Origin of the sequence: Streptomyces sp. 796.1 (assembly GCF_047525675.1) — a bacterium.
GTDB lineage: Bacteria > Actinomycetota > Actinomycetes > Streptomycetales > Streptomycetaceae > Streptomyces.
Map to the genome: position 1 here is coordinate 1 of NZ_JBLIWA010000032.1, position 24188 is coordinate 24188.

Sequence of the window (24188 nt, forward strand, 5' to 3'; positions counted from 1 at the left end):
CGCCGGGGCCGCGCCCCGGCGCGTACGCACGGCACCTTCGGCACCCGCCGCCGCGCCCTCGTCCACGCGCGGCGGGCGCACCCCGCACGGCCGGTGGCGGCGGGACTGGCGATATCTCGCCCCTTGACCGCGTCCCGTCAACCGTCAACCATGAGCGGGATCCGGGCGGCCACCGCCCACAGCACACCCCCCACCCGTCGCTCTGGAACCCCCCTGGAGTGCACCTTGCGACTGCGCATCCGCGGCCGGCGCACCACCACCGCCGTCGCCGCCCTCATCGCCCTGGCCCTGGCGGCCCCGATCGCGGCCGAGGCCCACCAGCCGACCGCCGCCCGCACGACGGCGACGGCCGACGCCGAGCCGATACCCCACCAGTACGAGGTGCGCGACGTCCGTACCGCGGCCGAGCGCACCCTGATCGCCGGCACGGGCGCCACGATCGACACCGCGCGCGGCACCACGACGGTCATCACGGCCCAACCGGAGGAGCTGCGCCAGGTCCACGCACTCGGGTACGAGACGAAGGAGCTGCCCGGCCCGCCGCGGCGCGGTGGCCCGGCCGCCAAGGCCGATACCCGGGACTTCCCGGCCGACGACGCCGGCTACCACAACTACCGCGAGACGGTGGCCGCGATCGACGCGGCCGTCGCCAAGCACCCCGACCGGATCGCCAAGAAGGTGATCGGCACCACGGTCGAGGGCCGGAGCATCCACGCCATCAAGATCAGCGACAACGTGGCCCAGGACGAGGCGGAGCCCGAGGTCCTGTTCACGGCGCACCAGCACGCCCGCGAGCACCTGACCGTGGAGATGGCGCTGTACCTGCTCCGCGAGTTCGGCGACAAGTACGGCAAGGACGACCGGATCACCAAGGCCGTGGACGGCCGCGAGATCTGGATCGTGCCGGACGTCAACCCGGACGGCGGCGAGTACGACATCACCGGCGGCCAGTACCGGATGTGGCGCAAGAACCGTCAGCCCAACCAGGGCAGCACGGCCGTCGGCACCGACCTCAACCGCAACTGGGCGCACAAGTGGGCCTGCTGCAACGGTTCGAGCCCCAACCCACGTGCCGACGACTACCGCGGCTCCGCGGCCGAGTCGGCGCCCGAGGTGAAGGTGGTCGCCAACTTCGTCCGTAGCCGCGTCGTGGGCGGGAAGCAGCAGATCAAGGCGGCGATCGACTTCCACACCTACGGCGAGTTGGTGCTGTGGCCGTACGGCTACACCTCGGCCGACACCGCCCCCGGCATGACCCAGGACGACCACAACGTCTTCGCCACGTTCGGCAAGCAACTCGCCTCCACCAACCGCTACTCCCCCGAGCAGGCCAGCGACCTGTACGTGACGGACGGCTCGGCCGACGACTGGATGTGGGCCACGCAGAAGATCTTCACGTACACCTTCGAGATGTTCGGCGGCAGCGGCGGCTTCTACCCGCCCGACGAGGTCATCGAGCGCGAAACCAGCCGCAACCGGGAAGCGGTACTCCGCCTGGCGGAGAACGCGGACTGCATGTACCGGGTGATCGGCAAGGAACAGCAGTACTGCTCGGCGCGGTAGCCGGGCCGTGAACGCGGCGGGGCTCCGGCGAGTGCCGGGGCCCCGCTGGGCGTTGGGCACGTCGGGCGTTGGGGCGCCGACCTGGGGTTGGGGTGGGGCTCGGGCTTGGGCCGCCCGAGGCTTGCGGGTTGGGTTGGGCGCCGGGCCCGGGGGCGCTGGGGCCGCTCGGCGCCGGGCCCGGGATCAGCGCCGCGTGTCCCGGGCCGCCGACCAGCCACCACCGCTGCGGCCGACGACGAGCCGCAGGTGGTGGGCGCGCCAGGCGCTCAGCACCCAGGCGGCCGGCAACTGGAGGCCCAAGAGCGCGAAGCTGGCCATCACGAACGCGTCATCGACCGGTGATTCGGCCCCCGTCCGCCACGCCGCCAGGCCGTTCCCCACCAACAGGACCAGCAGATACAGGCTTCCGTCGACCAGCGGCACGCGCCACGTCGGCAGCGGACTGTCGATGCGGCGGGCCAGGGTGAGGGCGAACGCCGTGACGGCCGTCAGGGCGTGGACGAGCGGGTCCGCCACCCAGAGCGAGAACCAGGCACCGAGTCCGCCCGCAGCCACCGACCAGGCGAGGTCCACCCCGGCACCGACCAGCCATGCCCCGACGGCGACGGCCAACGCGTACGAGAGGGCGGTGCGCCAGGTGACGGTCATGTCGCGCGCTCCATCTGGGCTGGCCCCTGTCTCCCCACGAGGGTTGCCGCTGCCGCCTGACCTTATCCCGGCCGTACGCTCCCCCACCGTCGGCGCCGGAGTGGGAACCCGGGTCTTCGAGTCCCCTGCCTGGCCCGTCGAGACGGCGTCCGGATTCGCAGCGGACGAGGAGGGCGATGCTGGCCGTGCGGCGTGCCGGCGCGTCGCCGTCTACGCCCCGCCCTGGGGATAACCCGACCCCCCAACTGGGCCCCCGGGCCACCCCGCTCCGGGTCCCGGACGGTTGGTCAACGGATGGGCGGGCCCTCGATCATGGACGTATTCAAGCCGCCCCGCGGGCACCACCGGCCGGGGCGGGAAGCTCGTCCGCGGGTCATCGAGAAGGCCAGCGAGCAGGCCGTCAAGAAGGTCCGCGCGAAGGCCAGCAACAAGGTCAGCAAGTCAGCAAGTGGTCAGTAGAAGGTCGGCAAGAAGGCCATCAAGGGGGAACAGTGAATCGTTCGGATAAGCACAGCGTCGCGCGTCGTACGCTCCTCGCCGGTACGGCTGCGGCCGGGGCAGGTCTCGCCTGGGGAGCGGCCGGCAGTGCCGCCGCCCGCGGGCACGGGTCAGGGAACGGCCAGCTCAGCCAGCACGCCGTGGACGCGGAAGTGGCCCGCCGTACGGCCGACTTGATCGCGCTCCGCCGCGACCTGCACAGCCACCCGGAGCCGCCCGGCCAGGAGCAGCGCACCGCCGGCGTCGTCGCCCGCGAGCTGCGCGCGGCGGGGCTCGCCGTACGGGCCGGTGTCGGCGGGTACGGCGTCATCGGCGTACTGCGCGGCGCGCGGCCGGGCCGGACCGTCGCGTACCGGGCCGACATGGACGCGGTGCCGCCGAAGGACATCATCGGCGGCGGCACCGAACCGGCTCACCTGTGCGGCCACGACCTGCACACGACCATGGGCATCGGCATCGCCCAGGTACTCGCCCGGCTGCGGCGGGAGCTCAGCGGCACCGTCGTCTTCGTCTTCCAGCCGGCCGAGGAGGCCCTGTCGGGGGCCGAAGCGGTGCTGAAGTCGGGCGTGTTGCAGCGGCTCGGCGTATCGGAGATCCACGCGCTGCACTGCGGCCCCTTCCCGGTCGGCCAGTTCGCCACCACCGCCGGTTACGGCATGCCCGGGCAGGACAAGGCGGAGCTGACGGTCACCGGCCCGGACGCCGTACGGGAAGCGCAGCGGCTGGCGGCCGAACTCGGCGCTCTCGCGACGGTTCCGATGCCGAAGGGCGATGCCGATCTGGAGCGCATCGTGGCCGATTCGCTGGTGCCGAACGGCCCGCTGGCCACGTTCGTCTCGCTCCAGGCCAGGGCGCGCGAGGCGACGGTGGGCGTGTCGTACCGCTGTTGGCCGCAGGAACGGTACGCCCAGGTACGCGAGGACATCCGCCGCACCGCCGCCCGCTACCCCGGGGCGCGGGTCCGCTTCCCCGGCGACCCGTTCCCGGCCCTGGTCTGCCCCGAGCGCGAGGGCCGCGCCCTGGTCCGGCACCTCAGGCACACCCTGGGGCGCGCCGCGGTGACCCCGCTGCACACCGCGTTCCCGCCGTTCAGCGGCGAGGACTTCGCCCTGTACCTGGACCACGTCCCCGGCACCTTCACCTATCTGGGCGTCCGCACCCCCGGCACTCCCATCACCGCCAGCTATCCGCACTTCACGACGTTCGTCCCGGACGAGCGGGCCATCGCCCTGGGCGTACGGACGATGAGCACGTGGCTGGGGCGGCGGAGCTGCGGGGGGTGAGGGGGCGGGCTGATGGGACGGTACGGGCTGCGCGGACACCGAGCGTGGGGCGGGGTACGGGCCCGACGGGGCCAACTGCGGTGCGGGGAGCCGGTGGGGGCACCCCCGCCGGGCCCCGCAGCACCCCCTAGGACACGGCCGCGAGCCCCCAGCCACCACCTCCCGATATATCCAGAACGTCATGATGTGACCAACATCTGCACAAAGATCTGGTACGGGACCGCGGGGCCCTGAGATAACTGCACAACGACCGAGCAACGACTCGGTGTCGGCGGCGGGGCTCCCCGGGCGGAGCCCCGCCGCCGTCGTCGAGCGACCCGTACCGCAGAAAGGCCCCCCATGGGCACGCGCACGATCCGCCGCACGAGCGTGGTCCTCCCCTGCCCCCTGGCACCCGACCGCTACCTCCCCCGCGTCACCTCCCTCAGCGACGGCCACGGCCACCTCGCAGCCTTCCGCTACACCGCCGCCGACCTGCGCGAACTCCATCTCCTCGACACCGACTTGCAGGACGGCCGGATCAGCGGACTGCGCACCGAACGCACCAGGCTGGAGAAGCTGCGCATCGACTCGGTGCAGTTCAGCGGCTGCGACCTGGCGTCCCTGCGCTGGTCCGACAGCCGGCTCTCGCGCACCGTCTTCCGCGACTGCACGCTCGTGGGCGCCGCACTGGACGACCTCACGCTGGACAACGTCTTGTTCGAGAACTGCACACTGGACTACAGCGTGCTGACCCGCATCCGCTGCACCGGCCCGGTGATCTTCTCCGCCTGCTCCCTGCGCGAGACGGTCTTCGCCACCGCCGACGCCCGCACGGCCCTGCTCGACGGCTGCACCCTGTGGCTGACCGAGTTCGACGGCGGCACCTACCGCGGCCTCGACCTCCGCGGCAACGACCTCTCCCGCATCCGCGGCCTCTTCCACCTCCAGCAGATCGTCATCGACCGCACCCAGACGACGCAGTTGGCGGAGGCCCTGGCGGTGGAGCTTGAGGTGGGGTTCGGGGATGGGGGTGGGGGGTGGAGGGGGTAGGGGGTGTGTCGGGGCCGTGGGCCCTGGATTGGGGGTGGGGCGAGCCAGCCCCCAGGGGCGCGGGCCCAGCGCCCCACCCCACCTCCACACCGCCCCGTGCGCTACCCCTCCCCCCGCCCCCGGCACTCCTCCTTCCGCTCGATGACGAACGCCGGGGTCGCCCCCACCGCGGCCCCCAGCCCCGCCGTGAGTGCCGCGTCCGTCGCGCACGCCTGCTCGGCCGTTGCCCAGCGTCGCCGGTGCGCGCAGTCGCGCTCGTGGGCGCACAGGCATTCCGGCACGTCGATGACGTCCGCGTCCGTGCACCAGCCGCCGTCCAGCAGCAGGATGATCTCCGCCGGCGCGTCCTCGTCCGCCGGGTATTCGTCCACCGCCAGCACCCGTCGGGCCTTTGGCGACGTCAGCCCCAGCGCGCCCGCCACCCTCGCCGCGGCCTCCGCCAACTGCTCACCGGGCCGTACGACCACGCCCGGCGGCTCCCACACCGTGTGATCACGGGCCAGTTGTACTTGCAGGACGTCCGGCCACCCCTGGGTCACGTCCATCGGGTCGTCCGGCACCTGCGGCTTCCACACCAACAGCACCACCCGTAACCTCAGCGCCCCGCTCATGCCCCGCCCTCCAGCGCCGCGTTCTCCCACACCTCGGCCAGGTCAAGGCCGCATTCCTCCGGCGACTTCCCGTTCGCGGTCATCGCCCCCGCCTCGGCGTACCCGTCCGACCACAGGTATCCGCCCGTTCCCGCCAGGTCGTCCACGGCGCACTGCACGTGCCGCGCATTGGGCCGGATCTCGTTCCGCAGCGCGGCGTCCATGTCGAACAGCGAGTTTTCGTACGCGAGTTGAAACTCACGATCCGATACGGGCCGCCATGCGGCGTTCTCCCCCGGCCGCACCCCGTCGGCGAGGAAGAATCGCAGTACGACTCCGGCAACGGTGTGGATCTCGTGTTCGCCGGTCAGTACGTAGTGCAGGGCGCGGGTGTATCCCGCGGGAAAACCGGTCTCCCCGTCCACGCCGGACGGCGGGGGCACGTCACCGGGGCAGACCTCGGACACGTCACTCATCGGGGCACCTCCGTGCGGGCGCGACGGTTCGCGGGCCGGCAGGAATCGGCGGTTCAGCGGAATGGTGACGGTGAGCCCTGATGGGCTTTGCGTGCTCTCGGATCATGAGCAGTGTTCATTCCTCACAACGGATATCAACAACGTGACCGCGACGCAGCGGAATTGACACGAATGGCCATACGACGCCAACGCCGAACACGGTCACGCATGGCGACCAACCCCCTACAGAATTGCCTCATGCGCACTACGCTCACAACCAGCGCCCCGGGACCTGCCACCCGGAGGTCACACCACGCACGAGGAGGTCACAGGGGATGAAGCTGCACGAGGCGGCCGTGTCGGGTCAGAGCGCAACGGCCTGCACCCTCCCCGGACGACACCTCAGACGGCTACGCGAGCGGGCCGGGCTCTCCCTCCGCGCCCTCGCAGCAGAACTGCACTACCCCCACTCGTACATCGGACGGGTCGAGCGACACGAGCAATTGCCGTCCGAAGCGCTGGCCGACGCATTGGATGACTACTTCTCGACATGCGGACTTTTCGCCGACGCGCTGGCTGCAGCTCAGGAATGGTTGGCAACCAAGCACAACTACAACTGCCGTCCCCTCGAAGCCAAATGCGTCCGACTTCAGGTGTTCACCAGCAGTCTGGTGCCTTCGCTCTTACAGGTCGAGGATTACGCGAGAGCGCATTTCTCCCTAGGACTTCAGCAGAAAGAACTGCCAGACCTGGACGCGCGCGTAGCGTCTCGACTGACCAGACAACGGCTGCTCGACAGCCCCGACCCACCGCAGTACTGGGCAGTCATGGATGAGTCAGCTTTGCGGCGCCTGGCCTCTGATCAACACATCATGGCTCGACAACTCAAGCACCTACTCCTTGTCGCCGAACAGCCGCACATCAACCTCCAGGTTCTGCCATTCACCGAGCCGTTCCACCCGCTCATGGGCGGCAGCCTCACTCTGCTCACCATGGAGAACGGCGCTACAACCGCCCTCGTCGAGAGCTACCGCACCAGCGAAGCCGTTGACGCCCCGAGACTCGTCGTTGATCTCATGCACCAATTCGATGTGGTGCGCGCGCAAGCCCTGACCCCATCCGCCTCTCTCGACCTCATCCGCCACTACGCGGCAGAAGGACGGGCCCCCGCCCCTCCGGCATGACCCCCAGCACCAACCAGCCCGCCGCCAAGGCCATGACCGCAAGGCACCCGCCCTCAGGCGCGCCCCGGGACGGGGTCGCACCACGACGCCCCCCGCGCGGCCGGCCAGATCGGCCGCGCAGGGGGCGGGCGGGACAGCAAGGCTAAAAGGGGTAAGTCCGCGCTCACTTCTGCGCGATGAGGCCCGGCGCAGCCGAGGTCACCAGGCGGTCAGCGGCGGGGGCCTGGGCCCAGCGCGGCTTGGGCACCGTGCAGCCGGCCTGGTTGAGGTCGAGCACGTTGCCGGGGCCGAAGCAGCGGGTGAGCTGGTACGTCTGCTGGGCGTAGCCGATGCCGCGGCGGACCGTGACCTGGCCGTTCTGGTCGACCTCGCACGGGTTGTTCATGGTGCAGCGCTGGCCCGACTCGTTGATCGTGTTGTTGACCGCGACCACCTTGCCGCTGTTGGCGTCGATCACCGGGGAGCCCGACGTGCCTCCGATGACGTTGCACGGCGAGGTGTAGCGGACCGAGTCCTTCCAGGTCCAGTTGCCCTCGCGGAGCTGGTTGACGAAGCCGTTGACGTTGCAGGTGTACGTCCGCTTCCAGTAGCCGGAGACGACCTTGATGGTGGCGCCGGAGGTGGGCCGCTCGGCGGACAGTTCCAGGGCGTTGACGTTGTAGCGCTGCTTGATCTGCGCGTACGTGGCGTTGACCTGGTAGATCGCCGCGTCCGTGTCGGTCATCGTGCCGTAGAGGAGCTTGCTGGCGCGCACCGTGCCTGCTGTGCCCGCGCTCGCGTTCAGCAGCGTGAAGCTGCGGCTGGAGGGCTGGTTCACCAGCACCTGGCCGGCGCCCGGCATGCCGCCTTCCAGGCAGTGGCCGTTGGTCAGGACGAGGGCCGGGTCCTGGTCGGTGGAGCTGGGCAACTTGACGACGGAGCCTGAGCAGTTGCTGAGTGCCACCGTGCCCTCGTACGTCACGGCGTTGAGCTTGGGGGTCGCCGCAGCGGGGGCTGTGCTGCCCGCCCGGGCCGAGGCGGTGTCCGTGTCCTGCGCGACGGCGGACGAGGCGCCGATGCCGGCGACCAGCGAGCCGCTCAGGGCCAGGGCCGACAGCGCACCTATGACGGTTCGGTTCACGTGGGGGATTCCTTCCCTCAGGAAGTGCCGCGAATTTGTCATGCGCATTCTGAACGCGTCAACTCCACCGGGCAATCACGTGACCGCAATCTCGAAAAAATGGCGGGTTCACACCAGCTCCACATGTTGACCGGGCCATGCCAGAACCGAAGACTGTCCCCGGCGCCCCACGCCGTACGGCGCTCCGTACGCCGCACCGGGCCCCGCGTCCGCTCGTACCCCCGCGGGCGCGGCACGCCGCACGTCGCACTACTGGACACACCCCACCCAGGAGACCCCCATGCGACTACGAACCAGGGGCCGGCGGACCACCGTCATCGCCGCCCTGCTCACCCTCGCCCTCTCCGTGCCGCTGGCGGCCAACGCCGACGACGCGGGCTCCGGGTCGCACGAGGCCACCCCCACCACCCAGCGCGCCCAGGCCGCCGACACCACGCGGCAGTACGAGGTCACCGGGCCCGACACCGTCGCCGAGCGCACCGAGGTGGCCGCCACCGGCGTGGTCATCGACGCGGTGCGCAAGGGTTCCATCACCATCACCGCGGACCCGGCCGGGCTGCGGCAGGTGCGGCAACTCGGTTACGAGGTAAAGGAGTTGGCCGGGCCGCCGGTGCGCTCCGGCGGCAAGGAGGCGACGCCGCGCGACTTCCCGCCCTCCGACTCGCGCTACCACAACTACGCGGAGGCGACGGCCGAGATCAACGACCGGGTCGCCAAGAACTCGAACATCATGAGCAAGCGCGTCATCGGCAAGTCCTACCAGGGCCGGGACATCGTCGCGATCAAGATCAGCGACAACGTCGGCACCGACGAGGCGGAGCCCGAGGTGCTGTTCACCGCGCACCAGCACGCCCGCGAGCACCTGACCGTGGAGATGGCGCTGTACCTGCTCCGCGAGTTCGGCGACAAGTACGGCAGCGACGCGCGGATCAAGAAGCTGATCGACAGCCGTGAGATCTGGATCGTGCCGGACGTCAACCCGGACGGCGGCGAGTACGACATCGCCACCGGCTCGTACCGCAGTTGGCGCAAGAACCGGCAGCCGAACGCCGGCGCCACCGGTACCGACCTGAACCGGAACTGGAACCACAAGTGGGGCTGCTGCGGCGGCTCGTCCGGCAGCCCGACCTCGGACACCTACCGCGGCCCGCAGCCCGAGTCCGGGCCCGAGGTGAAGGTGGTCGCCGACTTCGTGCGCAGCCGGATCGTCGGCGGCAAGCAGCAGATCAAGACGAACATCGACTTCCACACGTACAGCCAGCTCATCCTGTGGCCGTACGGCTACACCACGGCGGACACCGCGGCCGGCCTCACCCAGGACGACCGGGACGCGTTCGCCACCATCGGCCGCAAGATGGCGGCCACCAACGGGTACACCCCCGAGCAGTCCAGCGACCTCTACGTCAACGACGGGGCGATCGGCGACTGGCTCTGGGGCAACCAGAAGATCTTCAGCTACACCTTCGAGATGTACCCGGGCCCGGGCGGCGGGGGCGGCGGCTTCTACCCGCCCGACGAGGTCATCGAGCGGGAGACCAGCCGCAACCGCGAGGCGGTGCTGATCCTGCTGGAGAACTCCGACTGCATGTACCGCTCGATCGGCAAGGAGCAGCAGTACTGCTCGGCTGGCTGACGGATGGGCGGCCGGCGGGTCGACTGGCTCGGCTGACCGCCGGGCTCGGCTGACTGGCCGGCCGCCAGGCCCGGCGGTCGGCCCGCCGGCTCGTTGGCCCGCCGCCCGCACCGCATCACACCGCACCGCATCACAACAGACGCGGCCGGCCCCGGCATTCGGCAGTGTGCCGAACACCGGGGCCGGTCGCGCCGGGTTGCCCGCCGGCTAGATCACCAGGCTGAGCAGGGCGGCCATCACGAAGCCGACGACCGAGAGCACCGATTCGAGCACCGTCCAGGACTTGAGGGTGTCGCGCTCGGAGATGCCGAAGTACTTGGCGACCATCCAGAAGCCGCCGTCGTTGACGTGCGAGGCGAAGATCGAGCCGGCGGATATCGCCATGATCACCAGGGCGAGGTGGGCCTGCGAGTAGTCGCCGTCGGCGAGCAGCGGCGAGACGATGCCGGCCGTGGTGACGATGGCCACCGTCGCCGACCCCTGCGCGACCCGCAGCACCAGCGAGATCAGCCAGGCCAGCACGATGACCGGCAGGCCCGCGCTGTCGAAGGCGTCGGCGAGCGCCTGGGCGACGCCGCTGCCCTTGAGCACCGCGCCGAACACGCCGCCGGCGCCGACCACGAGCAGGATGTTGCCGACCGGCTTGAGCGATGCGGTGGAGACCGTCTCCAGCGACTTGCGCGACCAGCCGCGGCGCAGCCCGAGCAGGTAGTACGCGAGCAGCAGCGCGATGGTCAGCGCCACGAAGGGGTGGCCGAAGAACTCCACGACCGAGCGGCCCGTGCTGGGGTCGAAGGCGATGGAGGAGAAGGTCGCGCAGAGGATGAGCAGCAGCGGGGTGCCGATGATGGCGAGCACCATGCCGACCGGAACCGGCGCCTCCACGGCACCCGAACCCGCCTGGTCGCCGGCCCCGTCGGCGCCCGTACCACCGGCGCCTCCCTTGCCGGCGCCTCCCTTGCCGGCGGAGCCCGTACCGGCGGAGCCCTTGCCCGCCGCGGCCCTGTTGGCCCGCTGTTCGGCGAGGACCGCGGCCTTGGCCTCCTCGGCCGCCTCCAGCATGTCCTGCGGTACGGGGACGAAGACGCGGTGGCCGATCCAGGCCGCGTACGCCCAGGCGGCGAGCACCGCGGGGATGCCGCAGACCACGCCCATCAGGATGACCCAGCCGAGGTCCACGTCGAGCAGTCCGGCCGCGGCGACCGGGCCCGGGTGCGGCGGCAGGAACGCGTGCGTCATGGACAGGCCGGCCAGCAGCGGCATGCAGTACAGCAGGATCGACTTGCCGCTGCGCTTGGCCGCCGCGTACACGATCGGCGCCAGGACGAAGATGCCGACGTCGAAGAAGACCGGGATGCCGAAGATCAGGCCGGTCAGGCCCATCGCCAGCGGTGCCCTGCGCTCGCCGAAGAGGGTCAGCAGCCGGGCGCTGAGCGCCTCGGCGCCGCCGGAGACCTCCAGGATCGCGCCGAGCATGGTGCCCAGGCCGATGATGATCGCGACGTGGCCGAGGATGCCGCCCATGCCGGATTCGATGAGCGAGACGGCGTCGGACTTCTGCACCGTGCCGAAGAGTTCGGTGACCGAGAGCCCGGCCGCCAGCCCGACCGCGATGGAGACCGCGAGCAGCGCGACGAAGGGCTGGAGGCGCACCTTGATGATCAGGAAGAGCAGCAGGGCGATGCCGAGGCCGGCGACGGTCAGCAGACCGGCGGTGCCGTCGATGAGCAGCAAGAGACCACCGGTGTGCGGCGGCGTCTCGGCCGCGGGTGCGGCAGCGAGAAACATGGGAACTCCGTTGTTTCCAGGGGTCGGTCGGGTGAAGGGATCGGAGGGGCGCGCCCCGGCGGCCGAACGCCGGCGACCGGGCTGCGCGCTCCGGTGAACGGGGGGCGCGAGGTGTGGGGTGTCACGTGCCTTGAGGTGGAGCGGTGGGGTGTGACCGCGGGGACCGGTGGGCCGCCACGGGTGGTGCGGTACGGAAGGTGCCGCCGAGGATTTACGGCAGGTGTCGCGGAGGGGTTGCAGAGGGTGGGCGGACGCGCCCCGCCCGATGGGGGCGGGGTATCGGGCCTGCCGGTCTTGGATGCGTACGCGCCGTGGTCAGCGGCGGTGGTGCGCGGGGGTGGTGCGCCGGGGCCGGTTCGCCGGGTGCGCGCCGTGGTCAGCGGCGGTCTCCGGGGCCGGTCTCGCGGCGACGGGGCCGGGCGGCGTGCTCGACGGGGCACGGCGCGGGACCCCGGTCCGGGGGTGCGGTGCGTACGGAGTGCACGCGGCGCGGGCAGCGACAGGACGACTCACCCACCCGCCCCGGGTGGCCACCAACCAGCCTGTTTTAACAGGCGGTTGATGACCGCGAAGGTCGGATGCGGCTGCTGGTCAGGCTGCCGACGTGAGGCTGCTGGAGCTGGTGCGGCTCGTACGGTGGTGCGGTGGTGCACACGGCCCCCGCGGTGTGCGCGGGCGCCGGGGAGATGCGGGCGGGAAGCGCGCCCTTCCCGCCCCCGGTGTGGTGGGGCGGGGCGGGCGGTCCCGGTGCCGCGGGCCCCTGGTCGGGGGTGGCCCGAAGGGCCCGCGGCGGCGGGGCTCAGCCCAGTACGGCCAGTGCGTCGATCTCGATGAGCAGCCCGGCGGGCAGGCCCACGTAGACCGTCGTACGGGCCGCCGGGGCCTCCTTCAGGTCGGCGAAGTACTCGTTGTAGATCGCGTTCATCTCGGCGAAGTGGTCGACGTCGGTGAGGTAGACGCGCAGCATCAGCACGTCCTCCCAGCTCGCGCCGCCCTCTTCCAGGATCGCCTTGACGTTGGCGAAGGTCTGGAGGGTCTGCTCGCGCAGCGTCGGCCCGGCCGGCGTCGGGGCCTGGCCTTCGACCGCGGGCAGGAACCCGACCTGGCCGGCGACCTGGAGGATGTTGCCCTTCCGCACGCCGTGCGAGAACTTCGCCGGCGGCGCGGTGTGGGTGGCGGGCGTGATGGCCGTCTTCTGGAGCTTGTCGCTCATGCGGGGGCTTCCTCTGCTTTCACTCTGGTACACGGACGGGTCACACCATCCCGGCTGGTCCGGCCGGTTCGGCTGACGCGCTTCATTTCATCTGGATCGGCCGGGGCCCGTACGCATGCGCGCGAGGGCACGGGCACGGACGCCGGTACGCGCGCGAGCGCGGGCGCGGGCGTTCGGTAACGGGGGGCCGTAGCCGGTGGAGCCGTGGACGAGGGTCATTGGTGCCGTCCCGAATACTCGCGGGTGATCGCGTCGGCGGTGTGCCGGACCAGCGGGAGCAGGGTCAGCAACTCCTCGGCGGTGACCACCACGTTGGGGGCCGAGACCGAGCACGCGGCGACCACCCGGCCGTCGGCGCCGCGGATCGGCGCGCCCACGCAGTTGATGGACTCCTCGTGTCCGCCCAGGTCACTGGCCCAGCCCTGGTCGCGCACCTTGACGAGTTCGGCCAGGAAGGCGGCCGGGCCCGGGGTCGAACGGGAGGTGTAGAGCGGGTATTCGAGCCGTTCGGCGATGGCCCGCCGCTCCGGTTCGGGCAGGTCGGCGAGGAGGAGCTTGGCGACGGCGGCCACGGTGATGGCGACCGGCTTGCCGATCCGCGAGTACATCCGGACCGGGTAGCGGCTCTCCACCTTGTCGATGTAGAGCACCTCGTTCTCCTCGTACACCGCGAGGTGCACGGTGTGCCCGCACTTCTCGTTGAGGGCCACCAGGTGGGGGTGGGCGATCTCGCGCACGTCCAGGTTCTCCACGGCCTCCTGGGCGAGCGCGAACAGCCTGGCGCCCAGCCGGTAGCGCTGGTCCTGCTGGCGGTAGACCATGCCGTGCTCGTGCAGCGTGCGCAGCAGCCGCAGGGCCGTTGACTTGTGGACGCCGAGCCGCGTCGCGACCTGCTCCAGGTTGGCCGGGCCCGCCGCGAGCAACGGCAGGATGCTGAGCGCACGGTCAACGGTCTGACTCATCGGTTACGTACCTCCGGGTTAGGTACCCCTACGGTAGGTACCTCCGGAGCGGCGGCCTCTCCCCCGTCGGCGTGCGCGCTGCCGTGAGCCGCCGCGTCCGCGCCGTCGTGCGCCGTCGCACTCGTACGCGCGGGGTCCCCCGCCCCCGTCCACCCCGCCGCGAGCCGCAACGCGCCCCACGCTTCCGGGTCGAGGGCGGCCAGCCGGTCGGCGTGCTCCCGGGTGGGCGGGGAGGCCAGGTCGCCGGGGACGGTGAGGGCCGCGGCGGCCAGCAGGTGGCCGTGCCGGATGCGGGCGAAGACCGGCAGCCCGCGCAGGGTGGCCGAGAGGAAGCCGGCGGCGAACGCGTCGCCCGCGCCCACCGGGGCGACCACGTCCACGCGCAGCGCGGGCGCGTACGTCACGGTGTCGCCGGGGGCGCCACCGGGAACGGCGGGGGCGGCACCGGGGGCGTCGGGGGCGGAGCCTGCGGCCCCCGCTCCCCCGTCCTCGCGCGCGAACACCGTCACCCCCTCCGCACCGTGCTTGACGACCAGGACGGCGGGTTCGGGCAGGGCGGCGCGGATGGCGGCGGGGCCGCTCAGGCCCCAGGCCGCCTCCGCCTCGTCCTCGCCGACGAAGACCAGGTCACAGCCGCGGGCGAGGTCGGCGAGCAGTTCGGGGCCCGGGGCGCCGGCCGGGGCGGCTGCGGCCCGCGCCCGCCACAGCCCGACCCGGTAGTTGACGTCGAAGGAGACCAGCGGACGGCCGGGGGCCGGCGTGGTGAGTTCGCGCAGCAGGGCCAGGCAGTCTTCGGACAGCACCGCGGTGATGCCGGACAGGTGCAGCACCCGGCCGCCCCACAGCGCCGCGCGGTCGAAGCCGCCGGGCGTCATCGCGGCGGCGGCCGAACCCGCGCGGTAGTAGACGACCTCGGAGCCGCCGGCGGGCGCGGCGGCGTCGACCGACCGCTCCCCCGCCGTACGGAAGTAGATGCCGGTGGGGCGGTACGGGTCGCGCTGGACCGCTGCGGTGTCCACGCCGGACGCGGCGATGGCCGCCACCAGGTGGTCGCCGAAGCCGTCGGCGCCGACCCGGCTCACCCAGCGCGCCGCGTGGCCGGAACGCGCCAGCGTGCAGGCCACATTGGACTCGGCCCCGCCGATTCCGCGGTCGAAGCCGGGCACGTCGGCGAGTCGGCCCGGTTGCCGGGGAACGAACGTGACCATGGACTCGCCGAGGCACACGACATCGACGTCCGGGCTGCTCGCGGCTGCGGTCACGATGGCTTTCGCTCCTATCGCACGGTCTGCGGTCTCCGGCCGGGCCCCCGCCCGCCCCGCCGCGCCCACCGCTCCCGTCCCGGGGGCGCCGGTCGGGCCCGTACGGGTGGTGCGGGCCGGTGTGGCTGGCATGGCTGGCGTGACAGGTGGGGTCTGGCGTTTCGGTGGGCGGTTCGCACCGTTGACCCGGCGCTTGCCGGGATGTTAGACAGCAGTAAGCGATATACGCAATGGATGTTGCAGTATATGCAACACAAACTTTGGGGGGCTCGATGGCCACCGAGAACAGCAGGGGCGTGGACCCGGTCGCCGCGCCGACGACGCGCCCCGCCGGGACGCACCCCGAGACCGACGGCGGCGCGGCACGCCACCAACCGGCACCGGCACCCAAGGCGGGCCAGACCGCGGGGGCGTCCGCCGGCCAGGGCCACGACGGCGCGGCCCCCGACCGGCACGCGGCCGACGACCACGCCGCGCCCACCGCCGCCCCGGTGACCTCCGCGATCGCCCACCCGATCACTTCCCCCGCCGCCGACGCCGCAGCCGCCCGGCTGCGGCGGGTCCGCGAGGCCGTCGCCCGGCTGGCGGACGAGCGCGTGGACCACCGGTTCAAGGGGCTGCCGCCGGACGCCGAAGGCGACACCGTCGGCGCGCTGGCCGCCGCCCGCCGCTCGCTGTTCACCGGCGGCTTCACCACCCCCGTCCTCGCCCTCTCGGCCGATTCCGTGGCGCACAACCTGACGCTGATGGAGCAGTACGCCGAGCGCCACCAGCTCGCCTTCGCCCCGCACGGCAAGACCTCGATGGCGCCCCGGCTCTTCGAGCGGCAACTCGCGCACGGCGCCTGGGGCATCACCGCGGCCGTCCCCTCGCACGTCCGCGTCTACCGCGCCTTCGGCATCCAGCGGATCTTCCTCGCCAACGAGGTGGTGGACCCGGCCGCGCTGCGCTGGCTGGCCGGCGAACTCACCGCCGACCCCGACTTCCGCTTCATCTGCTACGTCGACTCGCTGCGCGGCGTGGAGCTGATGGACGCCGCCCTGCGCGCGGCCGGCGCCCGCCGCCCGGTCGACGTCGTGGTGGAACTCGGCGCGGGCCCCGGCGCGCGCACCGGCGCCCGTACCGAGGCCGAGTGCGAACTGATCGCCGACGCGGTCGCCGAGGTGGGCACGTTGCGGCTGGTGGGCGTCGCCGGGTACGAGGGCGAGGTGCCGCAGGCCGACGGCGCATCCGTGCGCGCGTGGCTGCGCCGGCTGACCGCGCTGGTCGTCGCGTTCGACCGGGCCGGCAGGTTCGGTGCCGAGCCGGCGGAGATCGTGGTCAGCGCGGGCGGCAGCGCCTGGTTCGACGCGGTGGCCGACGTCTTCGCCGAACTGCCGCCGCTGTCGGGACCGGCCCTCAAGCTGCTCCGCTCGGGCGCGTACGTCTCGCACGACGACGGCCACTACCGCGAACTGACCCCCTTCAACCGGGTCCCCGCCGAGGGCGCGCTGCACTCCGCCTTCCGGCTGTGGTCGCAGGTCATCTCGCGCCCCAGCGGCGAACAGGCGTTCCTCAACGCGGGCAAGCGGGACGCCGCGTACGACCTGCACCTGCCGGTCGCGCAGGTGGTGCGGGACGCCAGGACCGGCGAGATCAGGCCGGCCGACGGGATCACCCTCACCGGCCTGTCCGACCAGCACGGCTGGCTGCGCACCGAGCCCGGCACCCGGCTCGAAGTCGGCGACTGGGTCGGCCTCGGCCTCTCCCACCCGTGCACGTCCTTCGACAAGTGGCAGCTCATCCCGCTCGTCGAGGCGGACGGCACGGTCTCGGACCTGATCCGCACGTTCTTCTGAGCCGCACGCTCTTCTAGGCACGGGCCGCCTGCCGGTACGGGGCGTCTCGCTGATGCCGGCCGCCGGCCCCGCACCCCTCCCGGTACGGGCCGCCGGCGCCGGCCCCAGCCCCACTCCGGTACGGGCCGCCGGCCCCGACCCCACTCCGATGCGCGCGCGGCCCGTCCCGGCGCTGCGGGCCCGCACCCCTTCCCGTACGGGCCCGCCGGCGCCACACTCCCCCCCCCACCACCACCAAACACACCCACCACCCACCACCGGCCCGCGAGGAGCACCCATGGACCTGGTCATCCGCGACGTCCGCGTCATCGACGGCACCGGGGATGCCTCCTACCGGGCCGACGTCGCCGTCGACGGGGGCCGCATCGCCGCCATCCACCGCGCGACGGACGGCGGGCCGCGCCCCAGCGCACGCCGCACCCTGGAGGCGGACGGCCTCGCGCTGGCCCCCGGCTTCATCGACATGCACGCCCACAGCGACCTGGCGCTGCTGCGCGACCCGGGACACGAAGCCAAGGTCGCCCAGGGCGTCACCCTTGAGGTCCTCGGCCAGGACGGCATCTCGTACGCGCCGGTCGACGAGCGCACGCTCGCCGAGGTGCGGGCGCAGATCGCCGGCTGGAACGGCGGCGGGCCCGGCACCGACGACATCGACTTCACCTGGCGCAGCGTCGGCGACTACCTGGACCGGCTCGACACCGGCTTCGACGGCCAGGGCATCGCCGTCAACGCCGCGTACCTCATCCCGCAGGGCACCGTGCGGATGCTCGCCGTCGGCTGGGAGGACCGCCCGGCCACCGCGGCCGAGCTGGACCGGATGCGCGAACTGGTCGCCACCGGCCTCGCCGAAGGCGCCGTCGGCCTCTCCTCGGGGCTCACCTACACGCCGGGCATGTACGCGTCGGATGCCGAGCTGACCGAGCTGTGCCGGGTGGTCGCCGCGCACGGCGGCTACTACTGCCCGCACCACCGCTCCTACGGCGCCGGCGCCCTGGAGGCGTACGCGGAGATGGTGGACCTCACCCGGGAGGCGGGCTGCGCGCTGCACCTGGCGCACGCCACCATGAACTTCGGCGTCAACGAGGGCCGCGCCCCCGAACTCCTCGCCCTGCTCGACGGGGCGCTGGCCGGCGGCGCCGACATCAGCCTGGACACCTATCCGTACACGCCCGGCTGCACCACGCTGGTCGCGCTGCTGCCCAGTTGGGCGAGCGAGGGCGGGCCCGAGGCGATCACCGCCCGGCTGCGGGACGCGGAGCAGACGGCGCGCATCCGGCACGTGATGGAGGTCGAGGGCGCCGACGGCTGTCACGGCGTGCCCGTCGACTGGGACACCATCGAGATCTCCGGCGTCACCCGCCCGGAGCTGACCGACACCGTCGGCAAGACGGTCGCGACCATCGCCGCCGAGCGCGGCGAGGAGCCGTTCACCACCGCCCACCGGCTGCTGCTCGACGACCACCTCGGCACCACGATCCTCCAGCACGTCGGCCACGAGGAGAACGTCCGGGCGATCATGCGGCACCCGGTGCACACCGGCGGCAGCGACGGCATCCTCCAGGGCGAGAAGCCGCACCCGCGCGCGTACGGCACCTTCCCGCAGTACCTCGGCCGGTACGCGCGCGACCTCGGGGTGCTCCCGTTGGAGGAGTGCGTGGCGCATCTCACCTCGCGCCCCGCGGCCCGGCTACGGCTGCCGGATCGAGGCTTGGTCCGGACCGGATACCGGGCCGATCTGGTCCTCTTCGATCCGGAGACGGTGGCCGCCGGATCGACATTCGAAGCCCCGCGCACCCTTCCGACCGGTATTCCGCATGTGTTGATCGATGGCCGCTTCGTCATCCAAGACGGACGCCGGACCGACGTCCTCGCGGGCCGTTCGGTGCGCCGCACCCCCGTCGGCTGACGGGGCCCGCGGGGCGGTCGTCCGGGCCGCCCGGACGTGGCGAGAAACACCGAGCGGGTCCCGAAATGCGCCCGTATGGTGGCCCGCATGCAGGTGATCCAGTCAACCAAGCTCGCCAATGTCTGCTACGAAATCCGTGGCCCGGTCCTAGAGGAGGCCATGCGGCTTGAGGCGGCAGGACACCGCATCCTCAAGCTCAACACCGGCAATCCGGCGCTCTTCGGTTTCGAGTGCCCGCCGGAGATCCTGGAGGACATGCTCCGCTCGCTGGGCAGTTCGCACGGGTACGGCGACGCCAAGGGCCTGCCGGCGGCCCGGCGGGCGATCGTGCAGCACTACGAGACGCAGGGCATCGACCTCGACGTCGAAGACGTCTATCTGGGCAACGGCGTCTCCGAACTGATCCAGATGGCCATGCAGGCGCTGCTCGACGACGGCGACGAGGTGCTGGTGCCGGCGCCGGACTACCCGCTGTGGACGGCCGCCGTCTCGCTGTCCGGCGGCACCGCCGTGCACTACCGCTGCGACGAGCAGTCGGACTGGATGCCCGACCTCGCCGACATCGAGCGCAAGATCACCGACCGCACCAAGGCGCTGGTGGTGATCAACCCGAACAACCCGACCGGCGCGGTCTACGACGACGAGATGTTGCGCGGCCTGACCGACATCGCCCGCCGGCACGGGCTGTTGGTCTGCTCGGACGAGATCTACGACAAGATCATCTTCGATGGCGTCCGGCACACGCCGACCGCCGCCATCGCCCCCGACCTGCTCACCCTCACGTTCAACGGGCTCTCCAAGAACTACCGGGTGGCCGGTTACCGCAGCGGCTGGATGACGGTCTGCGGCCCCAAGTCCCACGCCGCCAGCTACATCGAGGGCCTGACCATCCTGGCCAACATGCGACTGTGCGCCAACATGCCGGCCCAGCACGCGGTGGCCGCCGCCCTCGGCGGCCGACAGACCGTCAACGACCTGGTCAAGCCGGGCGGCCGACTCCTCGAACAGCGCGACGTGGCGTACGAGATGCTCACCCAGATCCCCGGCGTGACCTGCGTCAAGCCCAAGGGCGCGCTGTACGCGTTCCCGCGGCTCGACCCGAAGGTCTACAAGATCAAGGACGACCGTCAGATGGTGCTCGACCTGCTCAGGGCCGAGAAGATCATGATCGTCCACGGCACCGGCTTCAACTGGCCGGAGCCCGACCACTTCCGCCTGGTGACCCTCCCCTGCGCGAAGGACCTGGCGGACGCGGTGACCCGAATCGGCGACTTCCTGACGGGGTACGCGCAGCCGTAGGGGGTGGCGCGCCTTGGGGTGGCTCGCCTTGGGGGTGGCTCGCCTTGGGGTGGCTCGCCTTGGGGTGGCTCGCCTTGGGGGTGGCTTGCCTTGGGGGGCGCTCCGCGCGGGGTGCGGTTGCGCTCCGCGGGGGCGGGTGGCGGTGCTCCGCAGCTAGGCAGGCACCTCACGGTGGGGGTGGGCGCTCCGCGCGGGGGCGGATGGCGGCGGCTCAGTAGCCGGGTTGCGCTCCGCGCGAGGGTGGGGCCGAACAGGCCGAACCGCGTGCCGGACCGTAGGTCACGCACCACCGGCGAGCACACCCGGCCCGCCCCCGCTACTCCGCGCCGGAGGCGGGGACGGGCGCGGAATCAGTGACGGCGGCCGGGGCCGGGGCGGAGGCCGAAAGCCGCGCCGTGATCCGGTCGAACAGTTCCGTCAGCGGCTCGCTGACCTCGCGGCCGAAGTCGGTGAGCCCGTACGTGACCTGCGGCGGCGTCGTCGGCTCGACCTCTCGCCTGAGCAGACCGTCGTCGACCAGCGCGCGCAGGTTCTGGGCAAGCATCTTCTCGCTGACGCCCTGGATGCTCTCGCGGAGCTCGTAGAAGCGGAGATCGCCGTTCCGTAGGGCGATCAGGACCCAGATGCCCCATCTGCTGGTCACGTGATCGACCATGTCCCGCGCGGGGCAGTCCGTGTGAAACACGTCATACCGCTCCGCGGCCCCGACCCCTCTGCGCTGCACGCCTCCCACCATGTCATGAGCTTACCTTTTGGTACGTCCTTACCAAGAGTTAGCCCCTACTCCTAGCGTGCGGATCACCGAGCACGTCCGACGAAGGAGTTACTCATGATCGTGGTGACCGGGGCCACCGGGAACATCGGCCGGCCGCTGACGCAGGCGCTCGCCGAGGCTGGCCAGCAGGTGACGGCGGTGTCGCGGCACGCGGCGCCGGTGCCGGACGGGGTCCGCCACGTCACGGCCGACCTGACCGACCCGGCCTCCCTCAGGCCCGTACTGTCCGGCGCGAAGGCGCTCTTCCTCCTCCTCTCCGGCGACCTGCACGCCGCGGGCGCAGCCGCCCCCACCGACCTCGTCCGCGAGGCCGTCGCCAGCGGCGTGCGCCGGATCGTCCTGCTCTCCACGCTGGGCGTGGTGACCCGCCCGTTCGGCCCCACCCGGGTCGCGATGCGCGCCCTGGAGGACACGGTGCGGGAATCCGGCGCCGAATGGGCCGTACTGCGTCCCGGCGGCTTCGCGTCCAACGCCCTGTGGTGGGCCGATTCGGTCCGCACCGAACGGGTCGTCGCCGCACCCTTCGGCGACGTAGGCGTACCGATCATCGACCCGGCGGACATCGCCGCGGTCGCGGCGGCCTGCTTGCAGGACGCCCAACACACGGGCAATACATACGAGTTGACGGGCCCCGAGGTGATCACCCCGCGCCAGCAGACGCAGGCCATAGCCGAAGCGCTCGGCGCCCCGGTGCACTTCCAGGAACTCACCCGCGAGGAGGCCAAGGCCGGCATGACCCAGACGATGCCGCCCGAACTCGCCGACGACACCCTGGACATCATCGGCGCCCCCAACCCCGCGGAACTCCGCATCAGCCCCGACGTCGAACGCGCAACGGGCCACGCCCCACGCCCGTTCGCGGCCTGGGCTGGCCGCCATGTGGGGGCGTTTCGCTGAGTCGGGGGCGGCCCGGGGGCTGGGCCTGGGGGTGTTCCGCTGAGTCTGGGCCCCGGGGGTTGCCGGGCTGGCGGTCGCCGCGTACGCGCGCCGGCCGCCCCCGGGCGCCGGGACCCCGCTAGCCCAGCCGCAACCGGTGCAGCATGAGCAGCGCCGCCACGGCATTCGCGGACCTGACCTCGCCCCGGCCCACGAGGTCGGGCACCGACGCGAGCGGCACCCACTCGCGCCGCGAGGACTCGAAGTCGTCGTCCGGGTCACCCACGCGCTCGGCGCCCTGCGCCCAGTAGACGAGGTGGCGGGAGGTGGAGATACCCGGCTGAGGGTCCACCGTGAGCAGATGCCGCATGGCCCCCGGGCGCCACCCGGTCTCTTCCTCGCACTCCCGGGCCGCGGCCTCGGCCGGGTCCTCACCGGCCCCGATGCCACCGGAGGGCAACTCCCAGCCCCACGCATCGGTGATGAACCGGTGCCGCCACAACAACAGGACCTCGTCCGCCGCATTGACGACGGCGGCGACGGCCACCGGCCGCAGCCGGATGACGGTGTGGTCCAGGTGCCGACCGTCGGGCAGCTCGACGTCAGCCATGTTCACCGTGACCCAGGGGTTCTCGTAGACGGTGCGCTCGCCCAGGTTCTTCCACTGCATGCGGGTTAGTCTGCCGCCATGCTTCGCGCAGTGGTCTTCGACGTCGGCGAGTGCCTGGTGGATGAGACACGGGAGTACGGCACGTGGGCCGACTGGCTCGGCGTTCCGCGGCACACCTTTCACGCGCTGTTCGGCGCTGTCATCGCCCAGGGCCGCGACTACCGGGAGACGTTCCAGGAGGTACGGCCGGGGTTCGACCTGTACGCCGAGCGGGAGCGGCGTGCTCGGGCCGGACAGCCCGAGCACTTCGGCGAGGAGGACCTGTACGCGGACGTCCGACCAGCGCTCGGCGAGCTCCGCCGTGCCGGCCTGTGGCTGGGCATCGCCGGAAACCAGACCGTCCGCGCGGGCGCTATCCTGCGTGAACTCTTCACCCCGGACGTGGACTTGATCGGCACCTCCGACGACTGGGACGCGAGCAAGCCCGACCCCGAGTTCTTCCGCCGCGTCGCCGAAGCCGTACCGTTCGACGCGGCCGAGACGCTGTACGTCGGCGACCGCGTGGACAACGACATCGCCCCGGCCCGACAGGCGGGCATGCGCACCGCACTGATCCGGCGCGGCCCCTGGGCCACGATCCAATGGGAGACCGAGGACGCGCGCAAGCTCCCCACGTTCCGGGTGGAGAGCCTGCGTGAGCTCGCTGCCCTGATCGAGGGCTTCACCGACTGAGGGCGCTGACGGTCGTGCCCCAGTCGTACAGGCGGTCGTCCAAGGCTCGGACGCATGGGGATTCCCACAGCGAGCACCCGCTCCAGGTCACGCACCCCCACGGGCTGGTCATCTAATTCGTGGAGTGGGTGACTCGGGTGGCACCCGAGGGCGCGTGAGGTGGGGTACTGATGGGAAGCCGGAATCAGTACGCGCAGGCCCCCTCCGTAGGTGCGGGAGTATCTCCCCCACACGTGATCACGCGAAGGGCCGCCCCCGTGTCCGACAAGTCATCCAGCACGGCCGCCGCGCCCGCCGCGCGTAGCTGGGCCGCTCCCGCCCGCCCCGTCGCGACGCCGATGGACCGCACCCCGTTCGCCACTCCACCCCGTACGTCCGCCGGAGTGTCACCCAACAAAACGGCCTGGTCAGGGCGCACACCCGCCCGCTCCAAGGCGATGCGAACCAGTTCCGGGCGCTCCTCGGCATCCTCTCCGAACGCCGCAACGTCGAGATCCATGTACGCGTCCAAGCCGAAGGCGGCGAGCTTGATCACGGCGGCTTCGCGGACGTTGCCCGTCACCGCCGTCTGCCGGATTCCGCGTCGCGCCACAGCCGCCAACAGCGACGGCACGCCAGGGAGCGCGCATCCGCGCTCGCGCAGGTCAGCAGCGTGCCGTACGTGCGCGGCGCCCAAGGCCCGCGCGAACTCCGCGAACATCTCCACCGAGTCGGGCAGTTCGTGCATCCGGGCCGTCTCGCGGAAGATCACCGGCTCCGTCAGCCCATCGACACGCACCTGCTCACGCATCGTCACGCCCGTCACCTGATCGAATGCTTCCGCCCACAACTCCCGCCCCACCCCCCGGGTGTCCACGAGGGTGTGGTCGATGTCCCACAGAACCAGCAGCCCGACCGGCATTTGCTGTCATCACCTCTCGG

22 protein-coding genes are annotated in these 24188 nt (G+C 71.9%); 11 read left to right on the plus strand and 11 right to left on the minus strand.

Features of this window, described 5'->3' with window-relative positions:
• The first annotated feature begins 225 nt into the window (after positions 1-225).
• Positions 226-1563, plus strand: coding sequence for a M14 family metallopeptidase (locus tag ACMA1D_RS21405; protein WP_414725624.1), 1338 nt, complete (start codon positions 226-228; stop codon positions 1561-1563).
• 183 nt (positions 1564-1746) lie between these two features.
• Here the strand turns inward: ACMA1D_RS21405 and ACMA1D_RS21410 are convergent, their stop codons facing one another.
• Entirely contained in the window at positions 1747-2211 is a 465-nt protein-coding gene (locus ACMA1D_RS21410) for a hypothetical protein (RefSeq protein ID WP_414725625.1), read from the minus strand.
• A 312-nt stretch (positions 2212-2523) separates the two neighbouring features.
• Between ACMA1D_RS21410 and ACMA1D_RS21415 the strand changes: the two genes are divergently transcribed.
• The 3 genes from ACMA1D_RS21415 (at position 2524) to ACMA1D_RS21425 (ending at position 5024) form a co-directional block, all read left to right on the plus strand.
• Complete coding sequence (locus ACMA1D_RS21415) at positions 2524-2670, plus strand: hypothetical protein (RefSeq protein ID WP_414725626.1); 147 nt, start codon at positions 2524-2526, stop codon at positions 2668-2670.
• A gap of 32 nt (positions 2671-2702) precedes the next feature.
• A complete protein-coding gene (locus tag ACMA1D_RS21420) occupies positions 2703-3992 on the plus strand; it encodes a M20 metallopeptidase family protein (protein WP_414725627.1) in 1290 nt (429 codons plus the stop codon).
• A gap of 339 nt (positions 3993-4331) precedes the next feature.
• On the plus strand, positions 4332-5024 hold the full coding sequence (locus ACMA1D_RS21425) for a pentapeptide repeat-containing protein (protein WP_414725628.1): 693 nt from the start codon (positions 4332-4334) through the stop codon (positions 5022-5024).
• A gap of 101 nt (positions 5025-5125) precedes the next feature.
• On the opposite strand, the gene ACMA1D_RS21430 is transcribed toward ACMA1D_RS21425, so the two are convergent.
• The gene (locus tag ACMA1D_RS21430) at positions 5126-5635 is read right to left on the minus strand and encodes a hypothetical protein (RefSeq protein ID WP_414725629.1); all 510 of its coding nucleotides are present in this window, start codon (positions 5633-5635) and stop codon (positions 5126-5128) included.
• Positions 5632-6090, minus strand: a complete 459-nt coding sequence (locus tag ACMA1D_RS21435) for a hypothetical protein (RefSeq protein WP_414725630.1) — start codon at positions 6088-6090, stop codon at positions 5632-5634. Before ACMA1D_RS21435 ends, ACMA1D_RS21430 begins: the two co-directional genes overlap by 4 nt.
• A gap of 314 nt (positions 6091-6404) precedes the next feature.
• Here ACMA1D_RS21435 and ACMA1D_RS21440 point away from each other — a divergent pair, with 314 nt between their 5' ends.
• Positions 6405-7253, plus strand: a complete 849-nt coding sequence (locus ACMA1D_RS21440) for a helix-turn-helix domain-containing protein (protein ID WP_414725631.1) — start codon at positions 6405-6407, stop codon at positions 7251-7253.
• Positions 7254-7416: 163 nt separating this feature from the next.
• Here the strand turns inward: ACMA1D_RS21440 and ACMA1D_RS21445 are convergent, their stop codons facing one another.
• The gene (locus ACMA1D_RS21445) at positions 7417-8373 is read right to left on the minus strand and encodes a trypsin-like peptidase domain-containing protein (protein WP_414725632.1); all 957 of its coding nucleotides are present in this window, start codon (positions 8371-8373) and stop codon (positions 7417-7419) included.
• A gap of 280 nt (positions 8374-8653) precedes the next feature.
• On the opposite strand from ACMA1D_RS21445, the gene ACMA1D_RS21450 reads away from it, so the two are divergent.
• Positions 8654-10006, plus strand: coding sequence for a M14 family metallopeptidase (locus tag ACMA1D_RS21450; protein WP_414725633.1), 1353 nt, complete (start codon positions 8654-8656; stop codon positions 10004-10006).
• A 207-nt stretch (positions 10007-10213) separates the two neighbouring features.
• On the opposite strand, the gene ACMA1D_RS21455 is transcribed toward ACMA1D_RS21450, so the two are convergent.
• The 4 genes from ACMA1D_RS21455 to ACMA1D_RS21470 form a co-directional block, all read right to left on the minus strand.
• The gene (locus ACMA1D_RS21455) at positions 10214-11794 is read right to left on the minus strand and encodes a GntP family permease (RefSeq protein WP_414725634.1); all 1581 of its coding nucleotides are present in this window, start codon (positions 11792-11794) and stop codon (positions 10214-10216) included.
• 799 nt (positions 11795-12593) lie between these two features.
• A complete protein-coding gene (locus tag ACMA1D_RS21460) occupies positions 12594-13007 on the minus strand; it encodes a RidA family protein (protein ID WP_414725635.1) in 414 nt (137 codons plus the stop codon).
• Positions 13008-13222: 215 nt separating this feature from the next.
• Positions 13223-13969 carry an IclR family transcriptional regulator gene (locus tag ACMA1D_RS21465; protein WP_349997049.1) on the minus strand — a complete coding sequence of 249 codons (747 nt, stop codon included), beginning with the start codon at positions 13967-13969 and terminating at the stop codon, positions 13223-13225.
• On the minus strand, positions 13966-15249 hold the full coding sequence (locus tag ACMA1D_RS21470) for a sugar kinase (RefSeq protein WP_414725697.1): 1284 nt from the start codon (positions 15247-15249) through the stop codon (positions 13966-13968). The genes ACMA1D_RS21465 and ACMA1D_RS21470 overlap by 4 nt, the downstream gene beginning before the upstream one ends.
• Before the next feature lie 254 nt (positions 15250-15503).
• Between ACMA1D_RS21470 and ACMA1D_RS21475 the strand changes: the two genes are divergently transcribed.
• The 3 genes from ACMA1D_RS21475 to ACMA1D_RS21485 all read left to right on the plus strand — a co-directional run bounded on the left by ACMA1D_RS21475 (position 15504) and on the right by ACMA1D_RS21485 (position 20274).
• Positions 15504-17069: an alanine racemase gene (locus ACMA1D_RS21475; RefSeq protein WP_414725636.1), complete on the plus strand. Its 1566-nt coding sequence runs from the start codon at positions 15504-15506 to the stop codon at positions 17067-17069.
• Between the two features lie 277 nt (positions 17070-17346).
• Positions 17347-18975: an N-acyl-D-amino-acid deacylase family protein gene (locus tag ACMA1D_RS21480; RefSeq protein ID WP_414725637.1), complete on the plus strand. Its 1629-nt coding sequence runs from the start codon at positions 17347-17349 to the stop codon at positions 18973-18975.
• An 87-nt stretch (positions 18976-19062) separates the two neighbouring features.
• The gene (locus tag ACMA1D_RS21485) at positions 19063-20274 is read left to right on the plus strand and encodes a pyridoxal phosphate-dependent aminotransferase (protein ID WP_414725638.1); all 1212 of its coding nucleotides are present in this window, start codon (positions 19063-19065) and stop codon (positions 20272-20274) included.
• A 316-nt stretch (positions 20275-20590) separates the two neighbouring features.
• Here the strand turns inward: ACMA1D_RS21485 and ACMA1D_RS21490 are convergent, their stop codons facing one another.
• Positions 20591-21010: a winged helix-turn-helix transcriptional regulator gene (locus ACMA1D_RS21490; protein ID WP_414725639.1), complete on the minus strand. Its 420-nt coding sequence runs from the start codon at positions 21008-21010 to the stop codon at positions 20591-20593.
• Positions 21011-21103: 93 nt separating this feature from the next.
• Between ACMA1D_RS21490 and ACMA1D_RS21495 the strand changes: the two genes are divergently transcribed.
• Positions 21104-21946, plus strand: a complete 843-nt coding sequence (locus ACMA1D_RS21495; protein ID WP_414725640.1) for an SDR family oxidoreductase — start codon at positions 21104-21106, stop codon at positions 21944-21946.
• A 118-nt stretch (positions 21947-22064) separates the two neighbouring features.
• On the opposite strand, the gene ACMA1D_RS21500 is transcribed toward ACMA1D_RS21495, so the two are convergent.
• A complete protein-coding gene (locus ACMA1D_RS21500; RefSeq protein ID WP_414725641.1) occupies positions 22065-22595 on the minus strand; it encodes an NUDIX domain-containing protein in 531 nt (176 codons plus the stop codon).
• Between the two features lie 18 nt (positions 22596-22613).
• Here ACMA1D_RS21500 and ACMA1D_RS21505 point away from each other — a divergent pair, with 18 nt between their 5' ends.
• On the plus strand, positions 22614-23267 hold the full coding sequence (locus tag ACMA1D_RS21505; protein WP_414725642.1) for an HAD family hydrolase: 654 nt from the start codon (positions 22614-22616) through the stop codon (positions 23265-23267).
• 184 nt (positions 23268-23451) lie between these two features.
• Here ACMA1D_RS21505 and ACMA1D_RS21510 read toward each other — a convergent pair whose 3' ends face one another.
• Entirely contained in the window at positions 23452-24168 is a 717-nt protein-coding gene (locus ACMA1D_RS21510) for an HAD family hydrolase (RefSeq protein ID WP_414725643.1), read from the minus strand.
• Positions 24169-24188: the final 20 nt, after the last annotated feature.